Annotated in this window: 31 protein-coding genes; 27 read left to right on the top strand and 4 right to left on the bottom strand. The window is 62.4% G+C overall.

Annotated elements, in window-relative coordinates; translation table 11 throughout:
• Positions 1–26 precede the first annotated feature (26 nt).
• Complete coding sequence (gene wrbA / locus ACN9MO_RS22315) at positions 27–626, bottom strand: NAD(P)H:quinone oxidoreductase (RefSeq protein ID WP_113131840.1); 600 nt, start codon at positions 624–626, stop codon at positions 27–29.
• Positions 627–880: 254 nt separating this feature from the next.
• Between wrbA and ACN9MO_RS22320 the strand changes: the two genes are divergently transcribed.
• From ACN9MO_RS22320 to ACN9MO_RS22370, 11 genes are all read left to right on the top strand, one after another.
• Entirely contained in the window at positions 881–1,801 is a 921-nt protein-coding gene (locus ACN9MO_RS22320) for a LysR family transcriptional regulator (RefSeq protein WP_162728092.1), read from the top strand.
• 98 nt (positions 1,802–1,899) lie between these two features.
• Positions 1,900–2,976 (top strand): amidohydrolase family protein, encoded by a 1,077-nt coding sequence (locus ACN9MO_RS22325; RefSeq protein ID WP_113131839.1) that lies wholly within the window; start codon positions 1,900–1,902, stop codon positions 2,974–2,976.
• Positions 2,969–3,307, top strand: a complete 339-nt coding sequence (locus ACN9MO_RS22330; RefSeq protein ID WP_113131838.1) for a metal-sulfur cluster assembly factor — start codon at positions 2,969–2,971, stop codon at positions 3,305–3,307. Before ACN9MO_RS22325 ends, ACN9MO_RS22330 begins: the two co-directional genes overlap by 8 nt.
• A complete protein-coding gene (locus tag ACN9MO_RS22335; RefSeq protein ID WP_113131837.1) occupies positions 3,304–4,185 on the top strand; it encodes an alpha/beta fold hydrolase in 882 nt (293 codons plus the stop codon). The genes ACN9MO_RS22330 and ACN9MO_RS22335 overlap by 4 nt, the downstream gene beginning before the upstream one ends.
• A gap of 124 nt (positions 4,186–4,309) precedes the next feature.
• Positions 4,310–5,074: an SDR family NAD(P)-dependent oxidoreductase gene (locus tag ACN9MO_RS22340; protein WP_113131836.1), complete on the top strand. Its 765-nt coding sequence runs from the start codon at positions 4,310–4,312 to the stop codon at positions 5,072–5,074.
• 25 nt (positions 5,075–5,099) lie between these two features.
• Positions 5,100–5,789, top strand: a complete 690-nt coding sequence (locus ACN9MO_RS22345) for a fumarylacetoacetate hydrolase family protein (RefSeq protein ID WP_113131882.1) — start codon at positions 5,100–5,102, stop codon at positions 5,787–5,789.
• Positions 5,786–6,436: a maleylacetoacetate isomerase gene (gene maiA / locus ACN9MO_RS22350; protein ID WP_113131835.1), complete on the top strand. Its 651-nt coding sequence runs from the start codon at positions 5,786–5,788 to the stop codon at positions 6,434–6,436. The genes ACN9MO_RS22345 and maiA overlap by 4 nt, the downstream gene beginning before the upstream one ends.
• Complete coding sequence (locus ACN9MO_RS22355; RefSeq protein ID WP_113131834.1) at positions 6,433–7,731, top strand: MFS transporter; 1,299 nt, start codon at positions 6,433–6,435, stop codon at positions 7,729–7,731. The genes maiA and ACN9MO_RS22355 overlap by 4 nt, the downstream gene beginning before the upstream one ends.
• Positions 7,721–8,773, top strand: a complete 1,053-nt coding sequence (gene gtdA, locus ACN9MO_RS22360; protein WP_112995801.1) for a gentisate 1,2-dioxygenase — start codon at positions 7,721–7,723, stop codon at positions 8,771–8,773. Before ACN9MO_RS22355 ends, gtdA begins: the two co-directional genes overlap by 11 nt.
• Entirely contained in the window at positions 8,766–9,272 is a 507-nt protein-coding gene (locus ACN9MO_RS22365) for a VOC family protein (protein WP_162733541.1), read from the top strand. The genes gtdA and ACN9MO_RS22365 overlap by 8 nt, the downstream gene beginning before the upstream one ends.
• 135 nt (positions 9,273–9,407) lie before the next feature.
• Entirely contained in the window at positions 9,408–9,635 is a 228-nt protein-coding gene (locus tag ACN9MO_RS22370) for a helix-turn-helix domain-containing protein (protein ID WP_373419862.1), read from the top strand.
• Positions 9,636–9,710: 75 nt separating this feature from the next.
• Here ACN9MO_RS22370 and ACN9MO_RS22375 read toward each other — a convergent pair whose 3' ends face one another.
• Positions 9,711–10,271, bottom strand: coding sequence for a GNAT family N-acetyltransferase (locus ACN9MO_RS22375; RefSeq protein ID WP_113131832.1), 561 nt, complete (start codon positions 10,269–10,271; stop codon positions 9,711–9,713).
• 23 nt (positions 10,272–10,294) lie between these two features.
• Positions 10,295–12,652: an Orn/Lys/Arg decarboxylase N-terminal domain-containing protein gene (locus tag ACN9MO_RS22380; protein WP_113131831.1), complete on the bottom strand. Its 2,358-nt coding sequence runs from the start codon at positions 12,650–12,652 to the stop codon at positions 10,295–10,297.
• A gap of 277 nt (positions 12,653–12,929) precedes the next feature.
• Between ACN9MO_RS22380 and ACN9MO_RS22385 the strand changes: the two genes are divergently transcribed.
• From ACN9MO_RS22385 to ACN9MO_RS22415, 7 genes are read left to right on the top strand one after another with little or no spacing between them, the layout of a single operon-like run.
• Complete coding sequence (locus ACN9MO_RS22385; protein ID WP_113131830.1) at positions 12,930–13,355, top strand: acetyl-CoA carboxylase biotin carboxyl carrier protein; 426 nt, start codon at positions 12,930–12,932, stop codon at positions 13,353–13,355.
• Complete coding sequence (locus tag ACN9MO_RS22390; RefSeq protein WP_113131829.1) at positions 13,355–14,752, top strand: acetyl-CoA carboxylase biotin carboxylase subunit; 1,398 nt, start codon at positions 13,355–13,357, stop codon at positions 14,750–14,752. Before ACN9MO_RS22385 ends, ACN9MO_RS22390 begins: the two co-directional genes overlap by 1 nt.
• Positions 14,739–15,206, top strand: a complete 468-nt coding sequence (locus ACN9MO_RS22395; protein ID WP_113131828.1) for a hypothetical protein — start codon at positions 14,739–14,741, stop codon at positions 15,204–15,206. The genes ACN9MO_RS22390 and ACN9MO_RS22395 overlap by 14 nt, the downstream gene beginning before the upstream one ends.
• The gene (gene pxpB / locus ACN9MO_RS22400; RefSeq protein WP_113131827.1) at positions 15,203–15,913 is read left to right on the top strand and encodes a 5-oxoprolinase subunit PxpB; all 711 of its coding nucleotides are present in this window, start codon (positions 15,203–15,205) and stop codon (positions 15,911–15,913) included. The genes ACN9MO_RS22395 and pxpB overlap by 4 nt, the downstream gene beginning before the upstream one ends.
• Positions 15,910–16,902: a biotin-dependent carboxyltransferase family protein gene (locus ACN9MO_RS22405; RefSeq protein WP_113131826.1), complete on the top strand. Its 993-nt coding sequence runs from the start codon at positions 15,910–15,912 to the stop codon at positions 16,900–16,902. Before pxpB ends, ACN9MO_RS22405 begins: the two co-directional genes overlap by 4 nt.
• A 9-nt stretch (positions 16,903–16,911) precedes the next feature.
• Positions 16,912–17,679, top strand: coding sequence for a LamB/YcsF family protein (locus tag ACN9MO_RS22410; protein WP_113131825.1), 768 nt, complete (start codon positions 16,912–16,914; stop codon positions 17,677–17,679).
• A gap of 49 nt (positions 17,680–17,728) precedes the next feature.
• A complete protein-coding gene (locus ACN9MO_RS22415; protein ID WP_113131824.1) occupies positions 17,729–18,931 on the top strand; it encodes a pyridoxal phosphate-dependent aminotransferase in 1,203 nt (400 codons plus the stop codon).
• 11 nt (positions 18,932–18,942) lie between these two features.
• Here ACN9MO_RS22415 and nac read toward each other — a convergent pair whose 3' ends face one another.
• Positions 18,943–19,848, bottom strand: coding sequence for a nitrogen assimilation transcriptional regulator NAC (gene nac / locus ACN9MO_RS22420; protein WP_093233866.1), 906 nt, complete (start codon positions 19,846–19,848; stop codon positions 18,943–18,945).
• Positions 19,849–19,996: 148 nt separating this feature from the next.
• Between nac and ACN9MO_RS22425 the strand changes: the two genes are divergently transcribed.
• The 9 genes from ACN9MO_RS22425 (at position 19,997) to ACN9MO_RS22465 (ending at position 26,939) form a co-directional block, all read left to right on the top strand.
• A complete protein-coding gene (locus ACN9MO_RS22425; protein ID WP_113131823.1) occupies positions 19,997–20,755 on the top strand; it encodes an SDR family oxidoreductase in 759 nt (252 codons plus the stop codon).
• The gene (locus ACN9MO_RS22430; RefSeq protein WP_093233868.1) at positions 20,752–21,459 is read left to right on the top strand and encodes an amino acid ABC transporter permease; all 708 of its coding nucleotides are present in this window, start codon (positions 20,752–20,754) and stop codon (positions 21,457–21,459) included. The genes ACN9MO_RS22425 and ACN9MO_RS22430 overlap by 4 nt, the downstream gene beginning before the upstream one ends.
• The gene (locus ACN9MO_RS22435; RefSeq protein ID WP_065376070.1) at positions 21,456–22,220 is read left to right on the top strand and encodes an amino acid ABC transporter permease; all 765 of its coding nucleotides are present in this window, start codon (positions 21,456–21,458) and stop codon (positions 22,218–22,220) included. The genes ACN9MO_RS22430 and ACN9MO_RS22435 overlap by 4 nt, the downstream gene beginning before the upstream one ends.
• A complete protein-coding gene (locus ACN9MO_RS22440; RefSeq protein WP_058329530.1) occupies positions 22,217–22,984 on the top strand; it encodes an amino acid ABC transporter ATP-binding protein in 768 nt (255 codons plus the stop codon). The genes ACN9MO_RS22435 and ACN9MO_RS22440 overlap by 4 nt, the downstream gene beginning before the upstream one ends.
• A 33-nt stretch (positions 22,985–23,017) precedes the next feature.
• Positions 23,018–23,854: an ABC transporter substrate-binding protein gene (locus ACN9MO_RS22445; RefSeq protein WP_113131822.1), complete on the top strand. Its 837-nt coding sequence runs from the start codon at positions 23,018–23,020 to the stop codon at positions 23,852–23,854.
• Between the two features lie 100 nt (positions 23,855–23,954).
• A complete protein-coding gene (locus ACN9MO_RS22450; RefSeq protein WP_113131821.1) occupies positions 23,955–24,629 on the top strand; it encodes a 4-carboxy-4-hydroxy-2-oxoadipate aldolase/oxaloacetate decarboxylase in 675 nt (224 codons plus the stop codon).
• A 51-nt stretch (positions 24,630–24,680) separates the two neighbouring features.
• Positions 24,681–25,448: an SDR family oxidoreductase gene (locus ACN9MO_RS22455; protein ID WP_113131820.1), complete on the top strand. Its 768-nt coding sequence runs from the start codon at positions 24,681–24,683 to the stop codon at positions 25,446–25,448.
• A complete protein-coding gene (locus ACN9MO_RS22460; RefSeq protein ID WP_425987830.1) occupies positions 25,417–25,992 on the top strand; it encodes a gluconokinase in 576 nt (191 codons plus the stop codon). The genes ACN9MO_RS22455 and ACN9MO_RS22460 overlap by 32 nt, the downstream gene beginning before the upstream one ends.
• Positions 25,992–26,939: a 2-hydroxyacid dehydrogenase gene (locus ACN9MO_RS22465; protein WP_113131818.1), complete on the top strand. Its 948-nt coding sequence runs from the start codon at positions 25,992–25,994 to the stop codon at positions 26,937–26,939. Before ACN9MO_RS22460 ends, ACN9MO_RS22465 begins: the two co-directional genes overlap by 1 nt.
• Positions 26,940–26,941 lie beyond the last annotated feature (2 nt).

The following is a 26,941-nucleotide window of genomic DNA, read 5'->3' on the forward strand; positions in this document are numbered from 1 at the left end:
AAGGCACCAGCCTCCGACGGATCGGCCTAGCCGAAGACCTTGATGGCAGCAACGGCTACCAGTTCGCCCTGGTGGCGGGCACCGGCGAGGTCGATTGCGGTCGGCCGGCGCGATCCGTCGCCGCCGGCCACCGTGGTTGCGCCGTACGGAGCGCCGCCGACGATTTCGTCGACGCTCATCTGGCCCTGGTGGCTGTAAGGAAGCCCGACGATCATCATGCCGAAATGTAGGAGGTTGGTGATGATGGAGAACAGGGTGGTTTCCTGTCCGCCATGCTGGGTTGCACTGGAAGAAAAGGCCGCACCAATCTTTCCATGCAAGGCCCCCTTGACCCACAGGCCGCCCGCCTGATCGAGAAACGCAGCCATCTGCGAGGACATACGGCCAAAGCGCGTGCCGGTCCCAACCACGATTGCATCATAGCCCGCAAGCTCGGCAATGGTGGCGACCGGAGCTACCTGATCGAGCTTGAAATGATTGTTGCGCGCGATCTCTTCCGGAACGGTCTCCGGAACGCGCTTGACGTCGACTTGGGCTCCCGACTTTCGGGCTCCCTCCGCAACGGCATAGGCCATCGTCTCGATGTGTCCGTAGGCTGAATAATACAGGACCAGTACTTTCGCCATTGTTGTTCTCCGTTGGTTTGAAGCAGTCGCCCTTGCGGCTTGGGAAAAGGCTCGCATCAAATAGCTTGAGGGAATAGTCGAATAAAATGATTGGTTACGGTCGAGAAAATCGAACGATATAGCGCAAGATGCGTTGGCCAGACCGTTCGATTTCTTCGACCGTAATCCTCGAATCTTTGCCGCTTTTGCCGAAATTTCAGACGTGTAGCGTTCTGCGGGAAGCAAGCGAGTGTGCTTGGGAAGGGAAGGCGGACATGGATTTGCGCAGACTTCGCTATTTCGTTGCCGTGGCCGAGGAGCTTCATTTCGGCCGGGCCGCCGAGCGGGTGCATGTCGTGCAATCGGCCGTCAGCCAGCAACTGAAACTTCTGGAAGACGAACTCGGCTTCACCCTGATCCGGCGCTCGCGCCAGGATGTCAGCCTCACTTTGCTCGGCGAGGTCTTTCTTCCCGAGGCGCGCGAGATCCTGCAGCGCACGGAAGAGGCCGTGCGCCGGCTGAAGGCATCGGCCAGCGGCATTGTCGGGCGCCTGTCCATCGGCTTCGTCGACAACGTGCTGTGGACGCTGCTGTCGCCGATCATCCGCGACTTTCGCGAGCGTTGGCCGCATGTCGATCTCAAGCTGATCCCAATGGACCGGGACGTTCAGGTGGAGGCCATCGCCGCCGGCACGGTCGATATCGGCATTATCCCGGCGCCCTCCCATCTTGCCGCGGCCGTCAGGACCGAGGTTCTAATCTCCGCGCCGCTGATGGTCGCCCTTCCATCCGCGAACGTGCTGGCGTTGAAGGCGAAAGTCGAGATGGCCGAGCTCGCCGCCGAGCCCTTCGTGACCTTTCCCCTGCAGATGAACAGCCGCATTCTCGACCTGCTCAAGACGGCTTGCGCGGGGGCGGGTTTTGCTCCGCGCATCGCTCAAGAAGGGGGACAGTTGCACACGCTGCTCTCCCTCGTCAGCGCCGGGCTCGGCGTGACGCTGGTGCCAAAATGGGTGGCGCAGCTTCCCCAGCCCGGAGTCGTCTTCCGCGACCTCGCCGATTTTTCCACGCCCTACGAACTGCTGCTTGCCTGGAAGGACGACGAATCGAACCCGTCCGCCGTCACTTTCCGTGAGGTGGCGCGTGATGTCGTGCAGATGATCCTCAGCGGTACGTCGCGAACTGGCAGGCCCTGATCTCAAATCCTGATCACGAGGTCATTAATCCTCGTTGGACGGCGATCGCAATACCAAGAAGACTTCAAGCAACGCAAAATTGAGATGGGAGGATTCCAATGATAGACGGTCTGAACGTGATAGACGCGGTCATCCATGCCTACAATATGGATGAGAAAAATTTTGCCAATCGCTTCGCAAAACCTTTGTGCGATCTTGTCTATGACTCGGTCATAGCATCCGCGCTTCCCGGTTATGCGCCGACGAAGAAGCAATTCTACCGGGACTGGAGTATCGAGGAGACGGTCGACCAGGTTTTCGTCGAAAGCGACACCGATCTGGCAGTTTACCACGCCCTGCCGATCTACTCCTTCCACGATGGCCTCTGTAGTTTCGAAAAGGCCGTCGAGGCGAAGGAGCGGTGGCCGAACCGGATGATTACCTACTGTGGCGTTGATCCGCTGATGGGTGCCGCCGCGCTCGACGAACTCGAACGCCAGGTTGAGATCCTGAAGCCCGTCGGCCTGAAGCTCTACCCAAATAGCTGGGTCGGACAGGAAATCCAGGGCTGGAAGATGGACGATCCGGAGGTGGCATTCCCGCTGTTCGAGCGTGCCCAGGAACTCGGCATCAAGGTGGTGGCGATCCACAAGGCGCTGCCGCTCGGCCCGGTCGCCATCGACCATTATCGTGTCAGTGACATCGACCGCGCCTGCATGGCCTTCCCGGACCTCAATTTCGAGATCATCCACGGCGGCATGGCTTTTGCGGAAGAAACCGCCTGGCAGCTCGCGCGCTTCCCCAATGTCTACGTAAATCTTGAAATCACCTGCGCGCTCGCCGCGACCCGGCCCGCCGCCTTCCAGCACATCATGGCGTCGCTCGTCGGCCCCGGCGGACCAAATGCGATCGACCGAATTTTATGGGGAACGGGCGCGATGGCCTTCCATCCGCAGCCTCTTCTGGAAGCCTTCGTGCACAAGTTCGCCTTCCCGGACGAACTCGTCTCCGGCGCGGGCCTGCCGCAGATCGACCGGGCGGCGAAGAAAAAGATCCTCTTCGACAACTACGCCCGCATGACCGGCCTCGACCTGGAATCGCGCATTGCCGCGACGAAGGACGACGAATTCGCCAAGCGCCGGCGTGCCGGCGTCGCAGCACCCTTCTCGACCATGAAGGAGCCGACCCATGCTTGACGAGGCAGCAATCTATGGCGCCCTCGAAAGGGTCGTCGACCCGTGCTCGATCGCGACCGGCGCGCCGATCACCCTTCGGGAAATGGGCATGATCGAGGCAATCGACATCGATGGCGGCGCGGTGCGGGTGACGCTCCGGCTGACAAGCCCCGTCTGCTGGCAGGCGGCCAACATCATCGCCATCGTCGAGAAGGCGGTCGGTGCGCTGCCGGAGGTCGACAGCGTGGTCTGCGCGCTGAACGGCCGGGCGCAGTGGATGCCCGACATGATGCACCCGGACGCGACGGCCCGCCTGCGCCGCCTGCGCCCCTTGCCGGAGGCTCGGCCGTGAACGCCGCCGAAAAAGTTCCGCCAGTCGAAAAGGCCTATCGAAGCCGTTTCGTCGATGTCGACGGGATCCGCACACATTACCTGGAGGCCGGCGAGGGACCCATCGTCGTCCTACTGCACAGCGGCGAATTCGGCGGCTGCGCGGAGCTGAGCTGGGAGTATCTGATCCCGAGGCTTGCGGAACGCTACCGGGTGATCGCCCCGGATTGGATGGGTTTCGGAAAGACGGCGAAGCTCCATGATTTCGAGGGCAAGCGGGCGCGCATGATCGCGCATATAGCGCGCTTCCTGGCGGTGCTGGCGATCGGCCGGGCCTCATTCGTCGGCAATTCCATGGGCGCGACCTTCCTGTTGCAGATCGCGGCGGAACGGCATCCCGGCTTTGCCATCGACCGGCTTGTTGCAATCAGCGGCGGCGGCTGGATGCCGGAGAATGCGGCACGCAAACGTCTCACGGATTACGACGGCAGCCTGGACGGTATGGTCGGCATCCTACAGTCTCTGTTCGAGGGCAGTGTCTGGCACGCCGACGAGGATTATGTGCGCCGCCGCCATGCCCTGAGCATCGCGCCGGGTGCCTGGGAGGCGGTGGCCGCCGCCCGATTCCGGTCGCCAAATGCGCCGGAGCGCAAGGAGTTTGGCCAGGCGGACGCGACCAACTACGAAGCGATCGGCGTCCCGACGCTGCTGATCGCCGGCGCCGAAGATAAGCTGCGTCTGCCCGGGTACGCCACTGACGTTGCAAAGCGCATTGCCGACAGCAAGGTTGCCGTCATTACGGGTTGCGGCCATTGCGCTAACATCGAACGGCCGGACATCGTGGGCGATCTTCTCCTCGATTTCCTGACGGATAAGGCCGGACAGCCCGTCGCGGCCTGACCGCCACAGGCGAATACCGAACGATCTTCAAGACATCGATCCCGCCGCGAAAGCGGCGGCGGCGAATGCCTGCGCCCGAAAACGGGGGCAGGGACCCCATCACCAACCATTCAGGGAGCAGGACATGCCCAATCGTCTCAAGGGAAAAGTCGCAATTGTCACGGGTGCCGCCAGCGGCATCGGCCAGGGAACCGCGCTGCTGTTCGCCAGGGAAGGCGCGACCGTCATCGGCGTCGATGTCAATCAGGAGGCGCTGGCCGGCACCGTCGCCACCGCTAAGGCCGACGGTTTCGAGATCGACGACGTCTCCTATGACCTCACCAGCGAAGAGGGCGCGGCGGCCCTCATGGACTATGTCGCGCAAAAATACGGCGGCATCGACACGCTGGTGACGGCGGCGGGGTTCGTCGAGTTCGCATCCGTGCCCGAGATGACGCTGGCGCAGTGGCACAAGACGCTGAAGGGCGAACTCGACATCGTGTTTCTGCCCGTGCGTGCTGCCTGGCCGCACATGATCAAGCGCGGCGGCGGCAGCATCGTCAACTTCGCTTCGATCTCCGCCTGGGGCGCGACCCGCAACATGGGCGCCATTGCCCATTCCACCGGCAAGGGCGGCGTGCTCTCGATGACGCGCCAGATGGCCTATGAGGGCGCGCCGCACGGCATCCGCGCCAACTCTGTCTCGCCCGGCATCATCCACACGCCCGCCGCCCAGTTCGCCTTCGACAACCTTCCGGGCTTCGAGGACTCGATGAAAGCCAACACGATGATCGGCCGCCACGGCAAGCCCGAGGATGTTGCCTGGGCCATCGTCTACCTCGTCTCCGACGAAGCGAGCTGGGTCACCGGCACGGACATCAAGGTGGATGGCGGCCTCACGGCCTGGTGAGACCCCGATCTCGACGGAGCGCGTCATGACAAACAGCCATGTCTTCCAGCCCCCGGCCGTTCCGGCAGTCCCGATCGTCGGCGGGGGCACCTTTCCGGTCCGGCGCATCTATTGCGTCGGCCGGAACTACGAGGCCCATGCGCGGGAAATGGGTTTTGCGGTCGACCGCGAGGAGCCGTTCTTCTTCCTGAAGCCTGCCGACACGGTGGAGCTCGACGGTGCGCGCATTCCCTATCCGCGCATGACCGGCAACTATCACTACGAGGTCGAGCTTGTCGTCGCCATCGGCAAGGCAGGCGCTGACATTCCGATCGAGGACGCCGCGTCGCATATCTTCGGCTATGCCGTCGGCCTCGACATGACGCGCCGCGACGTGCAGATCGCCGCCCGTGAAAAAGGCCGGCCCTGGGACATGGGCAAGGCGTTCGACCGCTCCGCACCGATCGGCGAAATCGTTCCCGTCGCAAGATGGGATGCGGTTGCGGAGGCGATGGTGACGCTCGACGTCAACGGCGAGCGCCGGCAGGAAAGCCGGCTCTCCAAGCTGATCTGGTCGGTCGACGAGATCATCCACTGGCTGTCGCGCTACATGGACCTCGCCCCCGGCGACCTCATCTATTCCGGCACGCCCGAGGGCGTCGGTGCCGTGGTGAGCGGCGACAGGCTCGAGGCCCGCATCAACGGCCTGCCTCCGCTTCGGGTGTCGATCACATGAGCGCGCCCGTCACCCTCCACGGCTATTACCGCTCTTCGGCTTCGTTCCGGGTCCGCATCGCTTTCAATCTCAAGGGGGTGGCCTACCGGACCGTGCCCCATCACCTGAGGCGCGGTGAACAGAATCTACCGGACTACCGCCACATCAATCCGCAAGGGCTGGTTCCGGCAGCGGAGATCGACGGCCAGATCTTCACGCAGTCGCTGGCGATCATCGAGTATCTGGACGAGACGCGGCGCGATCCGCCGCTGCTGCCCGAAGATGCCGCTGGCCGTGCTCGCGTGCGCGCGCTCTCGCAGATCATCGCCAGTGATGTGCATCCGATCGACAATCTGCGGGTGCTTAACTACTTGCGCGGGCCACTCGGTCAGCCGGACGAGGCCGTCGCCCGTTGGTACAACCATTGGATCGGCGAAGGATTTCAAGCGCTCGAGGCCCTGCTTTCGAAGAGCCGCCATACCGGACGGTTCTGCCATGGCGACACAGTCTCGATCGCCGATGTCTGCCTCGTGCCGCAGATCATCAACGCGAAGACCTACGCCTTGGACCTCTCTCCCTTTCCCACAGTCAAACGCATCGCGGATGCGGCGCTCTTGCTGCCCGCTTTCGAACGCGCTTTGCCAGCCAACCAGGAGGACGTAGAATGATACCCGTCGTAACGAATGCAACCGATACGGTCGACCGATCCGGGCGGCCGAAGGGCTACGAGTGGAAGGCGGTGACGCTGTTGTCGCTCGGCCTCGGTCTCGTCGGTGTCGACCGTTTCATCATCGTGCCGATGATGCCGGTTCTCGCCCGCGATCTCGGCCTCGATTACCAGGACCTCGGCATTATCACCGGGGCGCTCGCGGTGGCCTGGGGTCTGTCCTCGCTCTTCACCGGTAACCTCTCCGATCGCTTCGGTTTCAAGAAGATCATCGTGCCGGCCCTCTTCATCTTCTCGCTGATCGCAGGCTTCAGCGGCCTTGCGACGGGCCTCGCATCGCTGGTGCTTGCCCGCGTCTTGATGGGTCTGGCAGAAGGCGCGTTCACGCCGGCCAGCATCATCGCGACGATGGATGCCTCGCCTCCCAAGCGGCACGGACTGAACGTGGGCATTCAGCAGACCATGCCGGCACTGCTCGGCCTCGGCCTCGCGCCGCTCGCGGTGACGCAGTTGCTCAAGGTCGTCGATTGGCCGTGGATCTTCCTGATGGTCGCTATTCCGGGGCTGGTCGTCGCCTACCTCCTGCACCGGACCCTGGAGCAGCCGGCGCCTTCGGAAATCGCAACCCATAGTACGACGCATGATGCCGGAACGCACCGCTGGTACGAGGTGTTCTCCTACCGCAACGTGCCGCTCGCGATTCTCTGCCAGCTGTTCTGGCTGACCTGCATCATCGTCGTCGCCGCCCTGTTCCCGAGCTACCTTGTCGACCATCTGCACCTCAACATGGACCAGATGGGCTTCATCCTCTCCTCCATGGGTTTTGGCGGGGCAATCGGCGCGTTGCTGCTGCCAGCGCTGTCCGACCGGGTCGGTCGCAAGCCCGTCATGCTCCTGTCGGCCGTGCTGGCCTTCGGCGCCTTCTGGATTTTCGGCGGAGCAGGCGCGAACGTCACCGTGCTCTTCCTCTGCATGATGGTGACGATGGGCAGCCTCTATGCGCTCCTCACGCTGACGGTCGGTCCGATCACGGCCGAATCCGTGCCCGCTCGACTGATGGCCACGGGCTCCGGGATGGTCATCGGCATCGGTGAAATCTTCGGCGGCGGTTTTGCGCCCGCCATCGCCGGCACCATCGCAAAACACTACGGCATCGAGCATGCCGCGGCGGTCCCACTCTATGCCCTCGGCCTTGGCATCGTCGTCATCCTGCTTCTCAAGGAAACCGCTCCCGTCCGTCTTCGCGCCAAGGCTGTGGTCGAATCCATCGCGACAGGAGGCGTCAATGTCAGCTGATCATCGAGCGACCGCCTCGACGGAGGCCTTGCGCCAGGACTTCTACGACCGGATTGGCCGGAGCAACATGACGCCGCTGTGGACGTCACTGGCCGATCTCGTCACACCAACGCCACGCAGCCATTGCCGTCCGGCGCACTGGAGCTTTCCGACGATCCGCGAGGCGATCCTCGAAGCCGGCGGCCTGATCACCGCCAAGGAAGCCGAGCGGCGCGTCCTCGTGCTCGAAAATCCCGGCCTGCGCGGGCAATCGAAAATCACCACCGATCTTTACGCCGGGGTGCAGCTCGTACTGCCCGGCGAGGTGGCGCCGGCCCACCGCCATACGCAAAGCGCGCTCCGCTTCGTGCTGGAAGGCAGCGGTGCCCATACGACGGTCAACGGCGAAAAGACTATCATGCACGAGGGCGATTTCATCATCACCCCGCCGATGGCCTGGCACGATCACGGCAACCAGAGTTCCGAGCCGATCTTCTGGCTCGACGGGCTCGACATCCCCATCGTGCAGTTCCTCGACGCCTCGTTCGCGGAACATCTAGACCAGGACGAGCAGCCGCTGGACCGCCCGATCGGCGACAGCGACGCCCGCTACGGCGCCAACCTCCTGCCAGTCGACCATGGTGTTGGCGGAGGCACGTCCCCCGTCTTCAACTACCCTTACGAGCGCACACGCGGCGCACTGGAACGCATGCGCCGCCACGATGCCTGGGATCCGTGTCACGGACTGAAGATGCGCTACACCAATCCGATCACCGGAAACCACGCCATGGCGACCATCGGCACCTTCATCCAGCTCTTGCCAAAGGGGTTTACAACCGCCCGTTACCGCTCGACCGATGCCACCGTTTTCGTACCGATCGAAGGGCGCGGGCGATCACATATCGGCGATACCGTGGTCGAATGGGGCAAGCGCGACATCTTCGTCGTGCCCTCGTGGCACGACGTACGCCATGAGAGCGACGAGGACAGTGTGCTCTTCTCCTTCTCGGATCGGCCCGTTCAACAGGCGCTGTATCTGTTTCGGGAGGACCGCTATGCCTGAGGATGTATCAGGCATAGTGGTCCATCATTTCGGGATTACGGTCTCGTCCCTAAAAACGTCGCTGAATTTCTGGATCAACGTTCTCGGCTTCGAGCTCATTGGAAGGGATGTTTTGGAGGACCGTGATTTCGTTCGCGACGTGACGGGAGTTCGTGACGGGTCCATTGAGCTTGCCATGCTAGCAAAGGGGCCGCATATCGTCGAACTTCTGGAGTACAAGACGGCTTTAGGGCGAAAGGCGCTTGCCTTCCAGGCATGCGACAGCGGGGCATCGCACATCGGACTCATGGTGCGGGACGTTGATGCTACTCTGCGCATGGCAGCGCCCTACGGGTGGAGCGCCTTCGGCGCGCCGCAGGTCGTGGCAAACGGGCACTGGGCGGGGCGGCGGGTTGTCTATCTAAAGGGCCCGGACAACGTGCTGATCGAACTCGTCGAACCAGGTCCGGAGGGCGAGCGGCGTGATATCATGCTTCGAGCGACAGAACGGCGGGACTAAGGGGCGGCCACCTTGAGCACCGCTTAGGCCAACTAGCTTGCGCACGCGAAGGTTTTGAGAGGTGCGAGCTGGCGATCGGGGAACAGCCCATCCGGTAGTCAGACTTGTTTGGGCGGCGCCGCGCATGACCCGGCTATGCGGCCCTCTCGATTTCCGGATCCGTTACAACTCATCCGTGAACAGCGGATGAACCGGGCGATGGAACTTCTGCGCAAAGAGGGACATTGCATAACGGAGACTGCTTTCGAAGCCGGTTTCTCTTCGAGCTCCGCATTTTCAAGTGCGTTCTTTGGTTATGTCGGAAAGACACCCTCAGTTTACGCAAAGGCCTTTAGCCGGCGTCAGAGATCGAGTGCTGAATGAAGGCCAGGGAGTCGCGGCCGCCTCTCGGGGAGGCTTGAGCGGGCGCAGCCCACCCGGGTTTTCCAACTTCGATCGTCAACGGGTGGAGAGGGGCGGGGGAGGCGGTGGCGTCGTCGCGCCGGTGCCGAGCGAGCGTTGGACCATGACGCTGTCCGCCCAGCGCCCGTAGCGATAGGCTACCCCCTGCAGGAGGCCAACGCGAACGAAGTTGAACCGTTCGTGCAGCGACAGCGAGGCAACATTCTCGGCATCGATATAGCCGATCATCTGCCGGAAGCCGGCTGCAGCACAAGCGTCGATCAGGCCGCGCATGAGCAGACCTCCGATGCCCTGGCCGAGATGTTCATGATGAACATAGATCGAGTGCTTGACGGTATAGCGGTAGGCAGGTCGCTTGCGAAACAGTACGACATAGGCGTAGCCGACCACTGCGCCCTCCTTGATCGCGACAAGGTGCGGGAAGCGGCGGCTCTTCAAGTTCTTCCGCCGCTCGCGCAGATCGTCCGGCTGCGGCGTGTCGCCCTCGTCCACACCCTCCTCGATGCCGCGGCGAATGTGGCGGCGATAGATCGCCAGCATCGCGTCCACGTCGCCGTCCCGCGACGGGCGAATGACGATTGACTTGTCCTGCTGCATGAGGGATCCGAAATTCCTAAATCCTATTCGGCGACGACGTAGGTATGAAGTCGTACGCGGCCCGATGCGTCCGTTTCACGGTAGAGACCTTGGATCTCGACGTCAAAGCCGGGAAACGCGTTGAAACAGGCTTCGAACATCTTGAGATAGTCGATCATCGGCTGCGCTCGCTCGGTCAACCGCTCGCCCGGCACGATGGTGGCGATCCCCGGCGGATAGACGACGAAAGGCGTCGTTGCGATCCGCCCGGCGATGGCGTCGATCGGAAGATAGTCCACATCGTTGCGCACGAGGCAGCGCGCCGCGTCGTGGGGCGAAAGGGCGATATCAGGCAGGTGCGCTTCGGAAAATTGCTTCGCCTGCAGCGCGCTGACATTGGCGTCGCGGAAGAAGCGATGCATATCGCCGCACAGGTCGCGCAACCGCACGCCAGCGTAACGACCGGGTCGGCGGCGATAAAATTCCGGGATTGCCTCTTCCAGAGGCGCATTGTCATCATGAAGCCGCTTGAATGCTACGAGACCACTGATCAACGTGCCCGCTTTGCTTGCCTCGACGCCGGGTGTGAGCAGGAACAGCAGGGAATTCAGGTCGTTCTTTTCCGCGACGATCCGGTTCTCACGCAGATATTGCGCGACAATCGGCGCCGGAATGCCGTGCTCGGCATATGCGCCGGTCGCCCTGTCGAATCCGGGCGTGAGCAGCGTGAGTTTGTTGGGATCGGTCATTGCGAAGCCCGGCGCCATATCGGAAAAGCCGTGCCACGCAGCACCTGGGGCTAGGTGCCAGAAGGCCGGGTTGGTGGCGAGTTGATCGGTGGCAACACTCTCCCAGGGCACGTCGTGCACCGCTCCAGGGCTTGCCACATCCGGCATCGCCACACGGTCCGGCACGAAGGGCTCGAAAAACCAGCGGCGCTCAGGCCGACGCTCCTTCTCCTCGAACTCCCGGCGCACAGCCCGTATCTTCTTGCGCAGTTCGATGCCGAGGCGGATCGTATCGTCCCACAGCACTTCGCCAGAGCGGCCCTTCATCATCTGCGCGCCGACGTCCAGGGAGGCGAAGAGGGGATAGAAGGGTGAGGTCGAAGCGTGCTGCATGAAACTCTCGTTGAAGCGCCGGTGCTCGACCCGGCGCTTCTGGCCGGTGATGTGCCGATCCCTCATGTGGATCTGCGAAGCCTGTGAAAAGCTCGCAAGCTGCTTGTGAGTGGATTGCGTGGCGATGATGCCCGGCGCATCGGGTCCGAGTTCGGCAAGGCCCATGGCAAAACGTCCGGCATAGAGCGGATGAAACTTCATGAAGCCCGCCCAGGCCTCGTCGAACAGGATGTAGTCGCACAGATGCCCGATGGCCTTCAGGATCATCTCCGCATTGTGGATCGTGCCGTCATAGGTGCACTGTTCCACCACCGCCACCCGAAACGGGCGCGGTTTCTGCCAGGCGTTAGGGTCTTTGACCAATGGGTGGGTGCGGATGCGTTCCCGCAGCGCCTCCTCGTTCAGGGAGCCAAAATCCATGGGGCCTATCAGACCATGGGCGTTTCGCGCGGTCGGCACATAGACCGGGATACCGCCGGAGATCATCAGCGCGCCGTGATGCGCCGCTTTGTGATTGTTGCGGTCGAACAGAACCAGGTCGCCATCGGTGACGAGGGCGGAGAGCGCGACCTTGTTGGAGGTCGAGGTGCCGTTGAGGACGAAATAGGTCTTCTCCGCGCCAAAAATCTTGGCGGCTTCCTTCTGCGCCGCGAGCGCCGGGCCCTCATGGGTCAGGAGATCGCCAAGGTCGAGCACCGAATTGTCGAGATCGTCGCGGAACACCGCTTCGCCCAGATGCTCCATAAACACGCGGCCGACCGGGCTGCGGCTATAGAACACGCCGCCATTATGGCCGGGACATGTCCAGAGCTGGTTGCCTTCCTCGGCGTAATCCACCAGCGCGCCGAAGAAAGGTGTCTTCATCGTCTCGGCATACTGCTTGAGGCGGCTGATGAGGTTCTTTGCGATGAAGGCGGGGGTCTCCTCGGACAGGAAGACATAACCGTCGATGAAGTCGAGCACTTCTACCGGCACATCCTCGAAGCGCTTGCGGCGGATCAAGAGAATGATGGGGAATTCGAGGCCGCGACGGCGCATCAGATTGATAAGGGAGGCTGTCTTGCCCTCCATGCCCTTCTTGCCCCAATCGACCATCATGCAACCGATGGCCGCGTCCGTCTGGACGGCGATTTCGGCGTCTTCAAGATTGCGCGCGCGCACCACCTCGAAACCGGATCGTTCGATCTCCTCGACGATTTGGTTATAGCGGGCCCCCTCCAGGTCCTCGCTGTTGAAGGCGGGTGTCGCGAATAAAAAGGTGAAGCGCCTGAAGTAGTCCATCTGAGCCTCCGCCATCAATACGCAGCGAGTTGTTCGTGTGTTTCGTGACGATGTTGTGACAGCGGCCCGGATTATCTGTGATGTTCGAGACCAACTCGTGCCGGCCATTCGTCCAAGAGTCCTCGTGGAGCAGCGGGAGAGGGGGCGGTGGTTCTCTCTATTCAAAGTTTGTCTGCCCCCATCAAACGGGATGCTGTGTAAGATTTCCCCAACTGCACCGGACGGATCAAGGCTCTCAGGGCCGCACCCCGGTGATCTTCGTTCCGTGGGGAAAACAATGGATCTGCAAAAGATCAAGACGCTTCTCGACTTTGTCGGGCGTTCGCGTGTCTCGGAGCTGACAGTCAGCGATGCGGACACGACTGTCGTCATTCGCAATCCGGCTCGTGTAGCCAACCTGGAAATCCCAACCACAGTGCAGGCAACGCCATCGACGGTCGAGCCGCCAAGGTTGGACGACCAGCCGCAAACGCAGCTTGTTCGTGCTTCGACCTCAGGCATCGTACATCAGTCAAACAGCCCGGGATCCGCTCCAATCGTGGCGGAAGGCGATCCGGTAGAGGTGGGTCAGGCTCTCTGCATCGTGGAGGCGATGAAGGTCTTCACGACTATATCGGCTCCGTTCGGCGGCATCGTCAAGCGCATCTTCTTTGCGGACGGCCAGGAGGTCGCCTTCGGCGACCTGCTCGTGGAGATCGGGTGATGGATGCGTCTTTCGAGCCCGGCCGGAAAACCGGTCATCCATTTCACTCCGTCCTCATCGCCAATCGAGGAGAAATCGCCGTCCGGATCGAACGGGCCTGCAAGGAACTCGGCCTTCGCGCGATCCGTGTTGCATCCGAGGCGGATAGGGCCGGCGCGGCAGCACCGGGCGAAGGTGGTCCACTCTCGATCGGGCCGTCGACACCAACAAGGAGTTACCTCAACCAGGCGGCGATCCTGCTTGCAGCGCGTGTGACCGGCGCGGAGGCGATCCATCCGGGTTATGGGTTTCTCTCGGAGAATGCGGAATTCGCCGAAGCGGTCGAAAGGGCCGGACTGGTTTTCGTTGGCCCGCCGGCCTCGGCAATCCGCATCATGGGCGACAAGATCGCTGCCAAGCGCGCGATGATGGCGGCCGGCGTCCCTTGCGTGCCGGGACCGGGCGAGCCGCTACCTGATAACATAGATGCCGTGCGCGCCACCGCTGAGGCCATTGGTTACCCGGTCATCGTCAAGGCGGCCGGCGGCGGCGGCGGGCGGGGCATGCGCGTTGTGCGCGATGGCGCCGATATAGCCGATGCGGTCGTGATCACGCGCGAGGAGGCGCGCCGCGCTTTCGGCAAGCCTGAGCTCTACGTGGAAAAGTTTCTGGAGCACCCCCGCCATGTCGAATTCCAGGTGCTCTGCGACAATCACGGCAATGCAGTCTGGGTTGGTCATCGCGATTGCTCCGTTCAGCGACGGCACCAGAAGGTCGTCGAGGAGGCGCCGGCACCCGGTATCGCACCGGAACTCGCAGAGAGGATCGGCGCGCGCTGCGCAGAGGCCTGCCGGCAGATCGGCTATCGTGGGGTTGGGACCTTCGAGTTCCTTTACGAGCACGGCGAGTTCTACTTCATCGAAATGAACACCCGGCTGCAGGTCGAACATCCCGTGACGGAGGCGACAGCGGGCGTCGATCTCGTGCACGAGCAGCTGCGTTCGGCCCAGGGCGACGTGCTCGACACGCGCCGTTTCCACGGAGAGGCGCAAGGACACGCCTTCGAATGCCGTATCAATGCAGAGGACCCGACCACTTTCGTGGCCGCTCCCGGCCGCATTTCAGCGGTTCGTTTTCCAAGCGGACCGGGCATTCGCGTCGATACCCACATCTCGGCCGGATACCGGGTTTCCCCATACTATGATTCCCTGATTGCCAAGCTGATCGTCCACGCCCCGACCCGCGACGAGGCGATCCGGCGCATGCAGGTCGCGCTTTCGGAAACCAGGATCGAAGGCATCTCCACCAACCTCCCGCTGCACGAAAGGATCTTTGCAGATCCGGATTTCATGCAGGGCTGCGTCGATATCCATCATCTTGAAAAAAGTTTGAGGGAGGAAGCCGGTGTCAAGGCGTGACCGCTCGTCAGGCAGATCCGGGATCGGTGACTTCTCCGATCCGGCCCTCATCTCCACTCTAACCACCTGGCTTGGCGCTTCCGGCGCGAGCGAGTTGGAGATCAGCACGAAGGACGGTCACGCCTTGAAGATCGTGCTGGCCCCCGACGCCAGCCCGGTCGAGCGTCGTCAAGAGGCTCAGGATGTGACCTCGTTGGTGCCCGAAGGCCGGGCCGTCAAGGCGCCGCTTGCCGGGGTTTTTCGCGACCGGCATCCCGCTGGATCGGACGCTTCACCGCTTGCCGGTGAGGGCCGAGCGCTCGAAGCCGGCGATATCGCCGGTTTTGTCGAGGTCGGGCCCATCCTCGTCCCGGTGGTCGCGCCGGCAACCGCGATCGTCGCAGGCGTTCATGCCCGTGCCGGAGAGTTGATCGGCTACGGAGATCCCGTTTTGACCATGGAACACGCCCAATGAGCCTCCTGCAACAGGCCCCGTTCCCGTCGCCTGCCTCAATCGTCCCGAATACCGAGGCGCTGGCGAAGATTTCCTTCATCGGCACGCGTGCCTTTCTGCTCGAAGCACCCGGGGCCTTCGACCTGCCGAACCAGAGGCGCATCTGGGCGCTCTCCCGCGCGCTCGAGACGCACGAAGACGTCGCCGAAATCGTTCCTGGCATGACCAACCTGTTGGTCCTCTTGAAGGAGACCCCGGACGATCCGCAAGCTGTCGTCCGGCACCTGCAGGACGAATGGCAGCGTTCGCAGGGCATCGAACTTGCCGGTCGGCAAATTGAAATCTCCGTCACCTATGGCGGCGAACATGCCACCGACCTGCCGGCGCTCTGTGACCTCAGCGGTCTCTGCGACCGGGAAGTCGTGCGCATTCACCACGAAGGCATCTATCGCGTCTTCGCCCTCGGCAGTGCGCCGGGCTTCGGGTACCTGCACGGGCTTGATCCACGCATCCACATGCCGCGAAAGACCGTGCCCTCGCTCAAGATGGCGCGGGGCTGCGTCACGATCGGCGGCATGCAAACCGGTGTTGCCGTGCTGACCGGCCCGAACGGATGGAATTCGATCGGCTTTGCCGAACTTCAGATGTTCGATCCGCTGGCTGCAGTGCCCGCCTTGATGGCGCCTGGCGATACCGTGCGCTTCCGCCCTGAAAGGATCGACTTGTGATCGAAATCCTCGAAACCGGCCCGCTGAACACTGTCCAGGATCGGGGGCGTCCGGGCTATCGAAATATCGGGGTCACGGCCTCAGGAGCAATGGATCCCGTGGCACTGGAGATCGGCAACATTCTCCTTGGCAATCCGCAGGGTGCCGCCGTCATCGAGGTCCAGACTTTCCCCTTCCGGCTATGTTTTGCCAAGGGTGGCGCATACGCGCTCACGGGTGCCGATTGCAGGGCGAAGCTCGATGGTGTCGCCCTGCCGCCCTGGTGGGCTGCGGAAGCTGAGGCCGGTCAGGTGCTGGAGCTCTTCCCGCCGCTTCGCCATGCGCGGGCCTATGTAAGCCTGGCTGGCGGGGTCGACGTGGCGCAGGTGATGGGATCGCGCAGCACGTCGTTGCGTGGAAGCTTCGGCGGGCTTGCGGGCAGGACCCTCGCCGCCGGCGACGGCATCGCGACCGGTCCGGTTGAACCCGCTGTCCTGCCGAAAGGTGGTTTCGGCGTTGTGCCGCCAGCGGTTGCTTTGAAGGATGTGTTTCCTGTCGACGAACATGGTGCGCTTCTCATTCGCGCACTCCCGGCCGGCGAACACGACCTCTTCGGAGCCGACGCGGACCGGTTCTGGCGCCAGCCGTGGAAGATCTCGTCGCGCAGCGACCGCACCGGCTACCGTCTCAGCGGAGATCCGATCCATCCGGTAGAGGTGGTGGAGATGCGTTCGCACGGCGTCGTGCCCGGTGTCATCCAGGTGCCGCCTGCAGGCGAACCGATCGTCCAGATGAGCGATGCCAACACGGCCGGAGGCTATCCGAAGATCGCCGGCGTCATCGAGGCGGATCTCTGGCGGATGGGGCAGGCTCGCATCGGTTCGACGCTGCGTTTCGTGCCGGCCACGCACGCTGAGGCTCGGGCCATTGAGAAGGCGCTCGCCGCCTATGTCGAAGACATCAGAAATACCGCGCGCCTCGTCCGCAAGGCGCTCGCCGCCATGGCTTAGGAGACATTCATGAAGGTGGATCTCAATTCCGATATGGGCGAGGGCTTCGGACCCTATTCGCTTTGCGACGATGAGGCGATGATGGATGTCGTGACCTCCGCCAACGTCGCCTGCGGTTTTCATGCCGGCGACCCCGAGACGATGGCCCGGATGGTGCGTCTCGCACGGGCGAGGGGAGTTGATGTCGGTGCGCATCCGGGCTTGCCGGACCGGCAAGGTTTCGGTCGCCGCGAACTGCCCTTCGGACCTGATGAGCTGCGCCAGCAGATGCTCTACCAGCTGGGCGCACTGATTGCGATCGCCCGCGCGGAAGATGTGCGCGTCTCCCATGTCAGTTTTCATGCTGCAATGGGCAACATGGTCAATCGCGACCCGACCCTGGCGGCTGCGGTGATGGCGGCGATCCGTGCGGTCGATCCCGAATTGATTGTCTTTGGCACGTCCGGCAGCACCATTGAACGCGCGGCGCTCGATGCCGGGCTCAAGACGCTGACCCTCTTCCTTGCGGACCGCGCCTATGACGCCGAAGGCAAACTCGTGCCGCGTGGCAAGCCCGGTGCCCTCGTCAAGGAGGAGGCCCTGGTGCGCGCGAGGGTGCGGAAGTTTCTGATCGAGGGGACCGTGACCGCCATCGACGGGACCGTGATCCCCATGCTGGCTCGTTCCATCCTCGTGCACAGCGATACGCCGGGTTCGCTCGAACTTGCCCGTACCGTCCGCAGCGAAATCGAGGCGGCTGGCGGCGTGGTCACGCCCGTCTCCAAGCTTCTGGGTTGAGCCCTCGCACACTGCAAAACCTTATCCGTCCCTATCGAAAGCAACGATCATGCCCGCTATTGCCGACCGCTTGAAGAACGTTTCCGTTTCCGCTTCTGCCGCCATGAGCCAGCGCGCCCGCGACCTTGCAGCAAACGGCATCAAGGTTATCAGCCTCTCCTCAGGCGAGCCGGATTTTCCGACGCCCGCCAACGCCGTCGAGGCGGCCCATGCAGCAGCTCTTGCAGGCGACACGAAGTATCCACCACTCGACGGAACGCCGCCACTTCGGCAGGCCATCGCCCGCAAGTTCAAGCGGGACAACAACCTCGACTACGATCCCTCCGAGATCGTTGTGGCCGGCGGCGGCAAGCAGATCATCTTCAACGCCGTCCTTGCCACCTGCAATCCCGGCGACGAGGTCGTCATCCCTTCGCCCTCATGGATCAGCTATGCGGATATCGTGAAATTCGCCGGCGCGGTACCGGTTCCGGTCGATTGCCCGCAACAGAACGGCTTCAAACTCAGGGCCGAAGACCTCGAAGCCGCGATCACGCCGCGCACTAAGTGGCTGTTTCTGAACTTCCCAAACAACCCGACCGGTGCTGCCTGCTCACGCGCCGAGATGAAAGCGATTACCGAGGTGATGCTCAGGCACCCGGATGTCTGGATCATGACCGACGACATGTACGAGCACCTGATCTACGACGACTTCGAATTCTGCACGATTGCCGAGGTCGAACCGCGCCTTAAGGATCGCGTGCTGACGGTCAACGGTGCATCGAAGGCCTATGCGATGACCGGCTGGCGCCTCGGCTTCTGCGGCGGCCCGAAGGACCTGATCAAGGCGATCAGCAACGTCAACGGCCAGAACAGCGGCGGCACGTCGACGATCACGCAGGCCGCTGTTGCCGCAGTGCTCGACGGTCCGCAGGACATCCTTAGGGAGCGGGCGGCCATCTACCGGAAGCGGCGCGACTTCGTGGTTGAGCGACTGAGTGCAATCGAAGGGATCCGCTGCCATAAGCCGGAAGGTGCATTCTACGTTTTCCCGAACATTTCCGAGCTCATCGGCCGGACCAGCAAGAAGGGTCGCAGGATCGAGAACGACACGGATTTCGTATTGGCGCTGCTCGACGAACAACACGTGACGACCGTGCAGGGGGCTGCCTACGGCATGAGCCCGTTCCTCCGCATTTCCTATGCCACCAGCATGGAACAGCTGAGCGAGGCCTGCGACCGCATCGCTGATTTCTGCGCCGGTTTGAAGTAAACGCTCAGCAGTTAAACCTTGAGGCGGGCGGTGAGCTCCATGAGGATAGATCTCACCGCCAGTGCCGGCTCCGACAGTTCGCTCTGATCGGAAACACAGAGCGAAAGGGTCTCTTCGATCTTCGGCGTGACCATGCGCGAGACGAGAGGTTCTGGCGACTCTGCAATGATCCGTTCAGCTATGGCGCGTGGCATGATGGTCGCCCCGACCCCGCCGCTGACGGCGCGCGCGAGTGTGCGGACGATCTCGACCTCGGCCACGACATTCAGCGAGAAGCGGGCGCGCGTGAAGGCAAGGTCGATCGCCCGGCGCACGAAATTGTAGGGCGGCGGCAGGAGCAGCGGAACGTCGTTGAGAGCACTCAACGGCAGCGGCGCGTCACCCGGTTCGATGCCGAAATCGCGGTGCGCCACAAGGTGAAATTCTTCCACGAACACAGGCTCGAACCGAACACCCTTGATGGGTCCGGTACCATGGATCAGTGCCATTTCCAGCCGGCCATTCATGATCATCTGGCTGTAGGTCTGACCCACACTTTCGGTCAGATGCAGTAAGATGCCGGGATGGCGCTTACGCGTTTCTGTCAACAGCTCGACGGAGAGCGTGGCCGCACTCGAAAAGGGCACGAGACCAACCGAGACGCGCCCGACAAGCGTATCGCCGGCTGCCTTTACGTCCGCCTGTGCCTGGTCCATTTGCCGCAGGATGATTTGGGCGTGACGGTAAACGGCCTTGCCGGCCTCGGTCATCGAGACCCCCTGCTGGCTGCGGATCAGAAGCTTCTGGCGGAAATGGTCTTCCAGCGCGGCAAGCTGCTGGCTGAGGGCCGGTTGGGCGATGTGGAGAACGTCGGCTGCCCGCGTGATGCTACCGGTGTCGACGATGACGATGAAGGATTTGAGACGCCTGATATCCATATGCCCTGCCTGCCTGTTCGCCCCAGATGTTACAGAGCAACGGGCTCGCCGCAAGTCCATAAGCCATCCTTATCCATCCAGATTCAAACGGTCTTATTCAGAGCCGGAAAGCTTCGCTACTCTCTCTTTCAACAACAGGGGAACCAAAATGTCCTTTTCCGATTACAGAACCGCACTCGTGACGGGCGCATCCTCCGGGATCGGTGCTGCGGTCGTCGAGCGGCTCCGCCGCGAGGGCCTCGAAGTGCATGCGGTTGCCCGTAGCGCCGATGCGCTGAAGGCACTTGCCGAGCGCACCGGCTGCATTTCTCACGCAATCGACGTAACCGACCGTGCCGCACTGGCGAAGCTTGCCGGTGAAGTTGAGTTCGACATTCTGGTGAACAATGCCGGCGTCGACCGGCCGAAGAAATTTCTCGAAGCAGAGGATGGCGACATCGATCTCCTCGTCGATGTCAACCTGCGCGCCGTCCTCCATCTCTGCCGGCTGATCGTGCCTGGCATGGCTGAACGCGACCGCGGCCATGTCATCAACATTTCTTCGATTGCCGGCAACTACAACTTCAATGGCAACTCCACCTATCACGCAACCAAGGCCGGCGTCAGCATGCTGTCCAACCAGCTGCGCATCGACACCTTCGGCAAGCGCGTGCGCGTAACCGAGATCTGCCCGGGTCGGGTCGCAACCGACATCTTCAACCATGTTCACGGCAACGATCCTTCCATCCGCGAGCGCTTCATCGACGGTTTCGAACTGCCGCAGGCGAGCGACATCGCCGATGCGATCGCCTTTGCGATCGCCGCACCCGTCGCTGTCAACATCGGGCACATGGAAATCACCCCGACGCTTCAGGTGATGGGTGGACTGCAGACGGCCAAACCGCAGCGGAAGGAACCACGGTCGTGAAGGGCTTCGAACTCGCCGCGATCCTCGGGAACCCGGAATACGTGGCCATGCTGCTGCATGGCATCGAGATGACCTTCATCATCGCCGTGTGCTCGTGGACCCTGGCGATGACACTTGCGGTCATCCTGCTCGCCGTCCGTTTTTCTCCCGGCCGCATCGGCAATGCGGTGGTCGCAGCTTACGTCTCCTATCACCGAAATGTGCCGACGCTCGTGCAGCTCATGCTCTGGTACTTCGGCATCTACACCATCCTGCCCTCCGGGCTGGCTGACTGGCTCTCTGCGCATTCGGCCGAAATGATCTTCGCCGTCGTCGGCCTTGGCCTCTGCCAGGCGGCTTACTTCAGCGAGGATCTGCGCTCCGGCCTGCGCTCCGTCAATCCCGGCCAGATGGAGGCGGCACGTGCCCTGGGTCATGGCTATCTCTCTGCGATGCGCTTCGTGCTGATCCCGCAGGGTGTTCGCAATGCCTTGCCGGCGCTTGTCAATCACAGCGTTTCGCTCTTCAAGAACAGCAGCCTTGCCATCGTGATCGGCGCGCCGGAGCTCACCCATGCCGTCAAGGAGATCGAGAACCTCTCCTTCCGAACCTTCGAAATCTACCTGGTCGGTACGGTCCTCTATCTCTTCTTCACCCTGATAATCATGGCCGCTGGTGCCTACCTCACCTGGCGAGCTGATCCGGCGAATGGAGCGAGACGATGATCCATGACCTGATCGCCATCGTCGACCAATACTGGTTGCTGCTCCTTATCGGGCAGTACCCGAACGGACCGCTCGGCGGCCTTGCCAATACGCTGATCCTTTCGGCGCTTAGCATCGCGATTGCCTTTCCGTTCGCGATCCTTCTCGCTTTCGCCAGGCTCTCTAAATACCGGGTCCTGCGCTGGCCGGTGACCGTACTCGTCTACGTGACGCGCGGCGTGCCGCTCCTGATGCTCGTGCTCTGGAGCTACTTCCTCGTGCCGCTGCTCACGGGCGCCGATGTGCCGAGCTTCCTCACCATGCTGACGACCCTGGTTGTCTACCAGGGCGCGTTCCTGAGCGAGATCATCCGGGCAGGCATCGTTGCCTTGGGGCAGGGCCAGATGGATGCAGCTCGTGCGCTCGGTCACAGCTATTTCAGCGCGATGCGCTACGTCATCCTGCCGCAGGCGCTCTACAACATGATCCCGAGCATGCTGTCGACCTTCGTCGCAACCATCAAGGACACGACGCTCGGCTACGTCATCAACGTGCCGGATCTCACCTTCGCTGCCAGCCAGGTCAACAACCAGCTCCTCACGCAACCCTTCCAGGTCTTCCTCATCCTGGCGCTGACCTACTACGTGATCTGCTGGTCGCTCACCTGGCTCACCAATGTCGTCGAGCGGCGCATTACACGCCGTCGCGCTGGCCTTATCGCCCCGAAACGCCGTGGGCAGTTGCCGATTTCCCTGACACCGAACGCCACGGAGCAGCCATGACCGCGTCAACCTCCACTATTGCAAAGGATCAGGCAATCCGGCTCGCCGATGTCCGCAAGAGCTATGGCGACTATGACGTCTTGAAAGGCATCGACGCGACAGTCGCGCGGGGCGAAGTGGTCGTCATCTGCGGTCCCTCCGGCTCGGGGAAGTCGACCTTGATCCGCACGGTGAACCGGCTCGAGGAGATCAACAGTGGTTCGATCTTCTTCGAAGGGCAGGACGTTCATGCACAGATGAGCGGGCGAGACCTCAACCGCCTGCGCAGCCGCATCGGCTTCGTCTTCCAGAGCTTCAATCTTTTCCCGCACCTCTCCGCGGTCGACAATGTCGCAATGTCCCCGATCCGGGTGAAGGGCGTGGCCCCGGCAGAGGCACACGAGAAGGCGTTAAAGCTGCTCGACCGTGTCGGCCTTCGCGAAAAGGCAAACTCCTATCCGGGCCAATTGTCCGGCGGGCAGCAGCAGCGCGTGGCGATAGCTCGCGCGCTCGCAATGGAGCCACCCGTGATGCTGTTCGATGAGCCGACCAGCGCGCTCGACCCGGAAATGGTCGGAGAAGTGCTGAACGTCATGAAGTCGCTCGCCGCCGAAGGCATGACCATGATGTGCGTCACGCACGAAATGGGCTTCGCCCGCGATGTCGCTGACCGCATCTGGTTCATCGACGCAGGCCAGATCATCGAGACCGCGACGCCTGAGGAATTCTTCAAGAACCCCAGGCATCCGCGTGCGCAGCGGTTTCTCGCCGACCTGCGCCACTAGAACAAGCAAGACCAACAACGAAGGAGAACAGCAATGAAGTGCAGCCATCTATTTCTTGGAATGACCGCCGCGGCGGCAGCGCTCGCAGGTCCGGCGAAGGCCGATCAACTCGAAGACATCCTCGCCAACAAGACACTGCGGTGCGCGACTTTCGCAGACGTGCCGCCCTTCGCCGCTCCGGACGCAAAGACGCGTGAAATGGTCGGCTTCGACGTCGATCTCTGCGGCGCAATCGCCCGTGAACTCGGCGTGAAGGCCGAGGTCAAACCGGTTTCCGTTGAAGCACGCGTACCGGAGGTGAAACTCGGCCGGGTCGATATCACCGTCGCCAATCTTGCCTATACGCAGAGCCGTGCCGAACAGATCCAGTTCAGCGATCCCTATTACCTCGCCAAGGAAATGCTGATCGTGCCGGCGGACGATGCAGGCAAGGCAAAGACCGATTATGCCGGCCAGCGCCTTGCCTCCACCAAGGGTTCGACCTCCGAAATGTCGATCAAGCTCAACAAGTCCGAGCCGCTCACCTTCCAGGACACGGCGTCGGCTTATCTCGCCGTGCAGCAGGGCAAGGCCCGCGGCATGGTCGCCAACACGATGACGACCACCAAGCTGGTCAACGAATCGAAGACCCGCGGCAAGGAAATGCGTATGATCCCTGACCCCATGCTGTTCCAGCCGATCGGCGTCGGCATGGCAAAGGATCAACCGGCACTGACGGCCAAGATCAACGAAGTGCTGCACAAGCTCGATGATAGCGGCGAGATCAACCAGATTTGGGACAAGTGGCTCGGCCCGAACACCGAATACAAGATGGCTCGCACCGACAAGGTTGCACCGCTCTCCGAACTGAAATTCGACCCGATCCCCTGATGGGGCCGGGTCGCGCGTAAGCGACCCCCGTTTTTCCAAATGTCTTGAACAACGCAAACGGCGGGCGTCGCGCCCGCCGCGACCACCCATGGGAAAAATCATGACGCATATCAAGAAAATGCCCGTTCGTCCGAGTGCCGCCGAAGTGGAAGCGGTGGCCAAATTCTCGCCGGCAACGATCCATGAGGCGCAGGGACGCCGGGGGGCATTGTCCTCCCGCATCAAGCCCGTCGACTACCGCATGAAGCTCTGCGGTCCGGCCTTCACGGTCCGTTGCGCACCGCGCGACAACATCATGCTGCAGCTTGCAATCAACTACGCTCAGCCAGGCGACATCATCGTCGTTTCGGCGGGCGAATACGAAGAGGCCGGATCGTTTGGCGACGTGCTAGCCAACGCCTGCCTCGCCAAGGGAATTGGCGGTCTTGTGACCGACAGCGGCGTGCGCGACACGCTGCAACTGCGCGAACTCGGTTTCCCGGTGTTTTCGCTCAGCGTCTGCATCAAGGGCACGGTCAAGGAAACCCTGACCTCGACCAACGACCCGATCATCATCGGTGGAGAGGTTGTCCATCCCGGCGACATCATCGTCGGCGACGCTGATGGCCTGGTGGTGGTGCAGCGGGAAGAAGCATTTGAGGTCGCGAAGCTGTCTCAGGCGCGCGAGGATGCCGAAGCCGAGTACATTGCCGCATACAAGGCAGGAAAATCGGTCATCGAAGTCAGCAAGCTCGAGCCGGTGCTGAAGGCAAAAGGGCTCGTGGTTGAAGGCTGACCAAGGGCCGGGACGTCTCGTGCGAGCGCCCGGCGGTAAAGGAGAGTAGGTTTGTCATTTCCACTTTTTGACCTCAAAGGGCGGCGCGCCTTGGTGACGGGCTCGTCGCAAGGGATAGGCTTGGCGTTGGCGCGTGGTCTTGCCGAACACGGCGCAGCACTTGTCCTCAACGGTCGCGACCGTTCAAAGCTGGAGGCGGCCGCTGCCGCATTGAAGGATGCCGGCTACACTGTCGATGTCGCGGATTTCGACGTCACGGACGCGGACGCGGTAAAGCGCGGCGTCGATCAGATCGAGCAGGATATCGGCGCCATCGACATCCTCGTCAACAATGCCGGCATGCAGTTTCGCGCGCCGCTTGAAGACTTTCCCGCCGAGCGCTGGGAGCAATTGCTGAAGACGAATGTCTCCAGCGTCTTCTATGTCGGCCAGGCGGTCGCACGACACATGATCGGTCGCGGCGCCGGCAAGATCATCAACATCGCTTCGGTACAGAGCGAACTCGCGCGCCCATCGATCGCGCCCTACACGGCGACCAAGGGTGCAGTCAGGAACCTGACGCGCGGCATGTGCACCGACTGGGCAAAGTATGGATTGCAGGTGAATGCTATCGCGCCCGGCTACTTCAAGACGCCCTTGAACCAGGCGCTGGTCGACAGCGCCGAGTTTTCTTCCTGGCTGGAAAAGCGCACGCCGGCGGCCCGCTGGGGCGATGTCGAAGAACTGGTGGGTGCAGCGATCTTCCTGGCGAGCAACGCCTCCTCCTTTGTCAACGGACACACGCTCTATGTCGATGGCGGCATCACGACCAGTCTCTGAACTCCGTCGCGGCCTTGGTCCGGTCGTCGTCATGGGCGTATCCGGCTGCGGCAAGTCCGCGGTCGGCGAACGGCTCGCCAGCTATCTCGGCGCGCGCTTCATTGAGGGCGACAGCCTGCATTCGGCCGCCAATGTCGAGAAGATGCGCAGCGGCACCCCGCTGACCGATGCTGACCGCTGGCCCTGGCTCGACGAGATCGGCGGCCGGCTGGCCAGTCCGGCCGCGACCGTCGTGTCGTGCTCGGCGTTGAAGCGAGCCTATCGCGAACGGCTGAGGGAAGTCGCCTGGCAGCCGATCACCTTCGTCTTTCTGCAGGGCACCCGGGCACTGCTCGCGGCGCGGCTCGGAGAGCGAAAGGGCCATTACATGCCGCTGTCGCTGCTCGATAGCCAGCTTGCCACCCTCGAACTGCCCTCGGGGGAGGCGGACGTCGTTACCATCGAAATCGATCAGTCGCTGGAGCGCATCGTTGCGTTGGCGATGAACACGCTGGCGATCCGCGCCGATCGCGCGACCAGTGAACAACCCACGGGAGAGAACTGATGACGAAACCGGACATCCTGCTGATGGGCCCCTATCCGGATTGGGACCTGGTGGAACTGGAAGCGCGCTACGCGGTCCACAAGATCTACGAGGCCGAGGATCGGGACGCTTTCCTAACAGCGCATGGGCCGAAGATCCAGGCGATCGCCACCCGAGGCGAACTCGGTGCATCGGCGGATTTGATCGGCAAGCTGCCGCAGGTCGAAATCGTCTCCGTCTATGGTGTCGGCTATGATGCCGTTGATCTCGCGGCCTGCCGGGAGCGCGGAATCCACGTCACCAACACCCCTGACGTGCTGACCAACGACGTTGCCGATCTCGGCGTCGCCATGATGCTTTGCCAGTCGCGGGGCATGATCGGCGCGGAAAGCTGGGTGAAGGACGGCAGCTGGGCAGCCAAGGGTCTCTATCCGCTGAAGCGGCGGGTCTGGGGGCAGCGCGCCGGTGTGCTCGGCCTTGGCCGTATAGGCTTCGAGGTGGCCAAGCGCCTCAAGGGCTTCGATATGGACATCGCCTATAGCGACGTCTCCGAAAAACCCTATGCGGATGGCATGGCCTTCGTCGCCGATCCGGTTGCTCTTGCCGCCCGATCCGATGTCCTGTTCGTGACGCTCGCGGCCTCTGCCGCGACCCGCCACATCGTCTCGAGGCAGGTGATCGAGGCGCTCGGCCCCGAGGGCATGCTGATCAACATCTCGCGGGCCTCCAACATCGATGAGGATGCGCTGCTTGATGCGCTCGAGCGCGGTGCGCTGGGCTCGGCGGCTCTCGATGTCTTTGAGGGTGAACCGATGCTCAATCCCCGCTTCCTGAAGCTCGACAATGTCCTACTGCAGCCCCACCACGCCTCCGGCACAATCGAGACCCGCAAGGCGATGGGCAAGCTGGTACGCGACAATCTCGCCGCGCATTTTGCCGGCGAGCCACTGCCCACCCCTGTCGCTTGAGG

Origin of the sequence: Ensifer sp. R-19, from assembly GCF_049905105.1 — a bacterium.
GTDB lineage: Bacteria > Pseudomonadota > Alphaproteobacteria > Rhizobiales > Rhizobiaceae > Ensifer.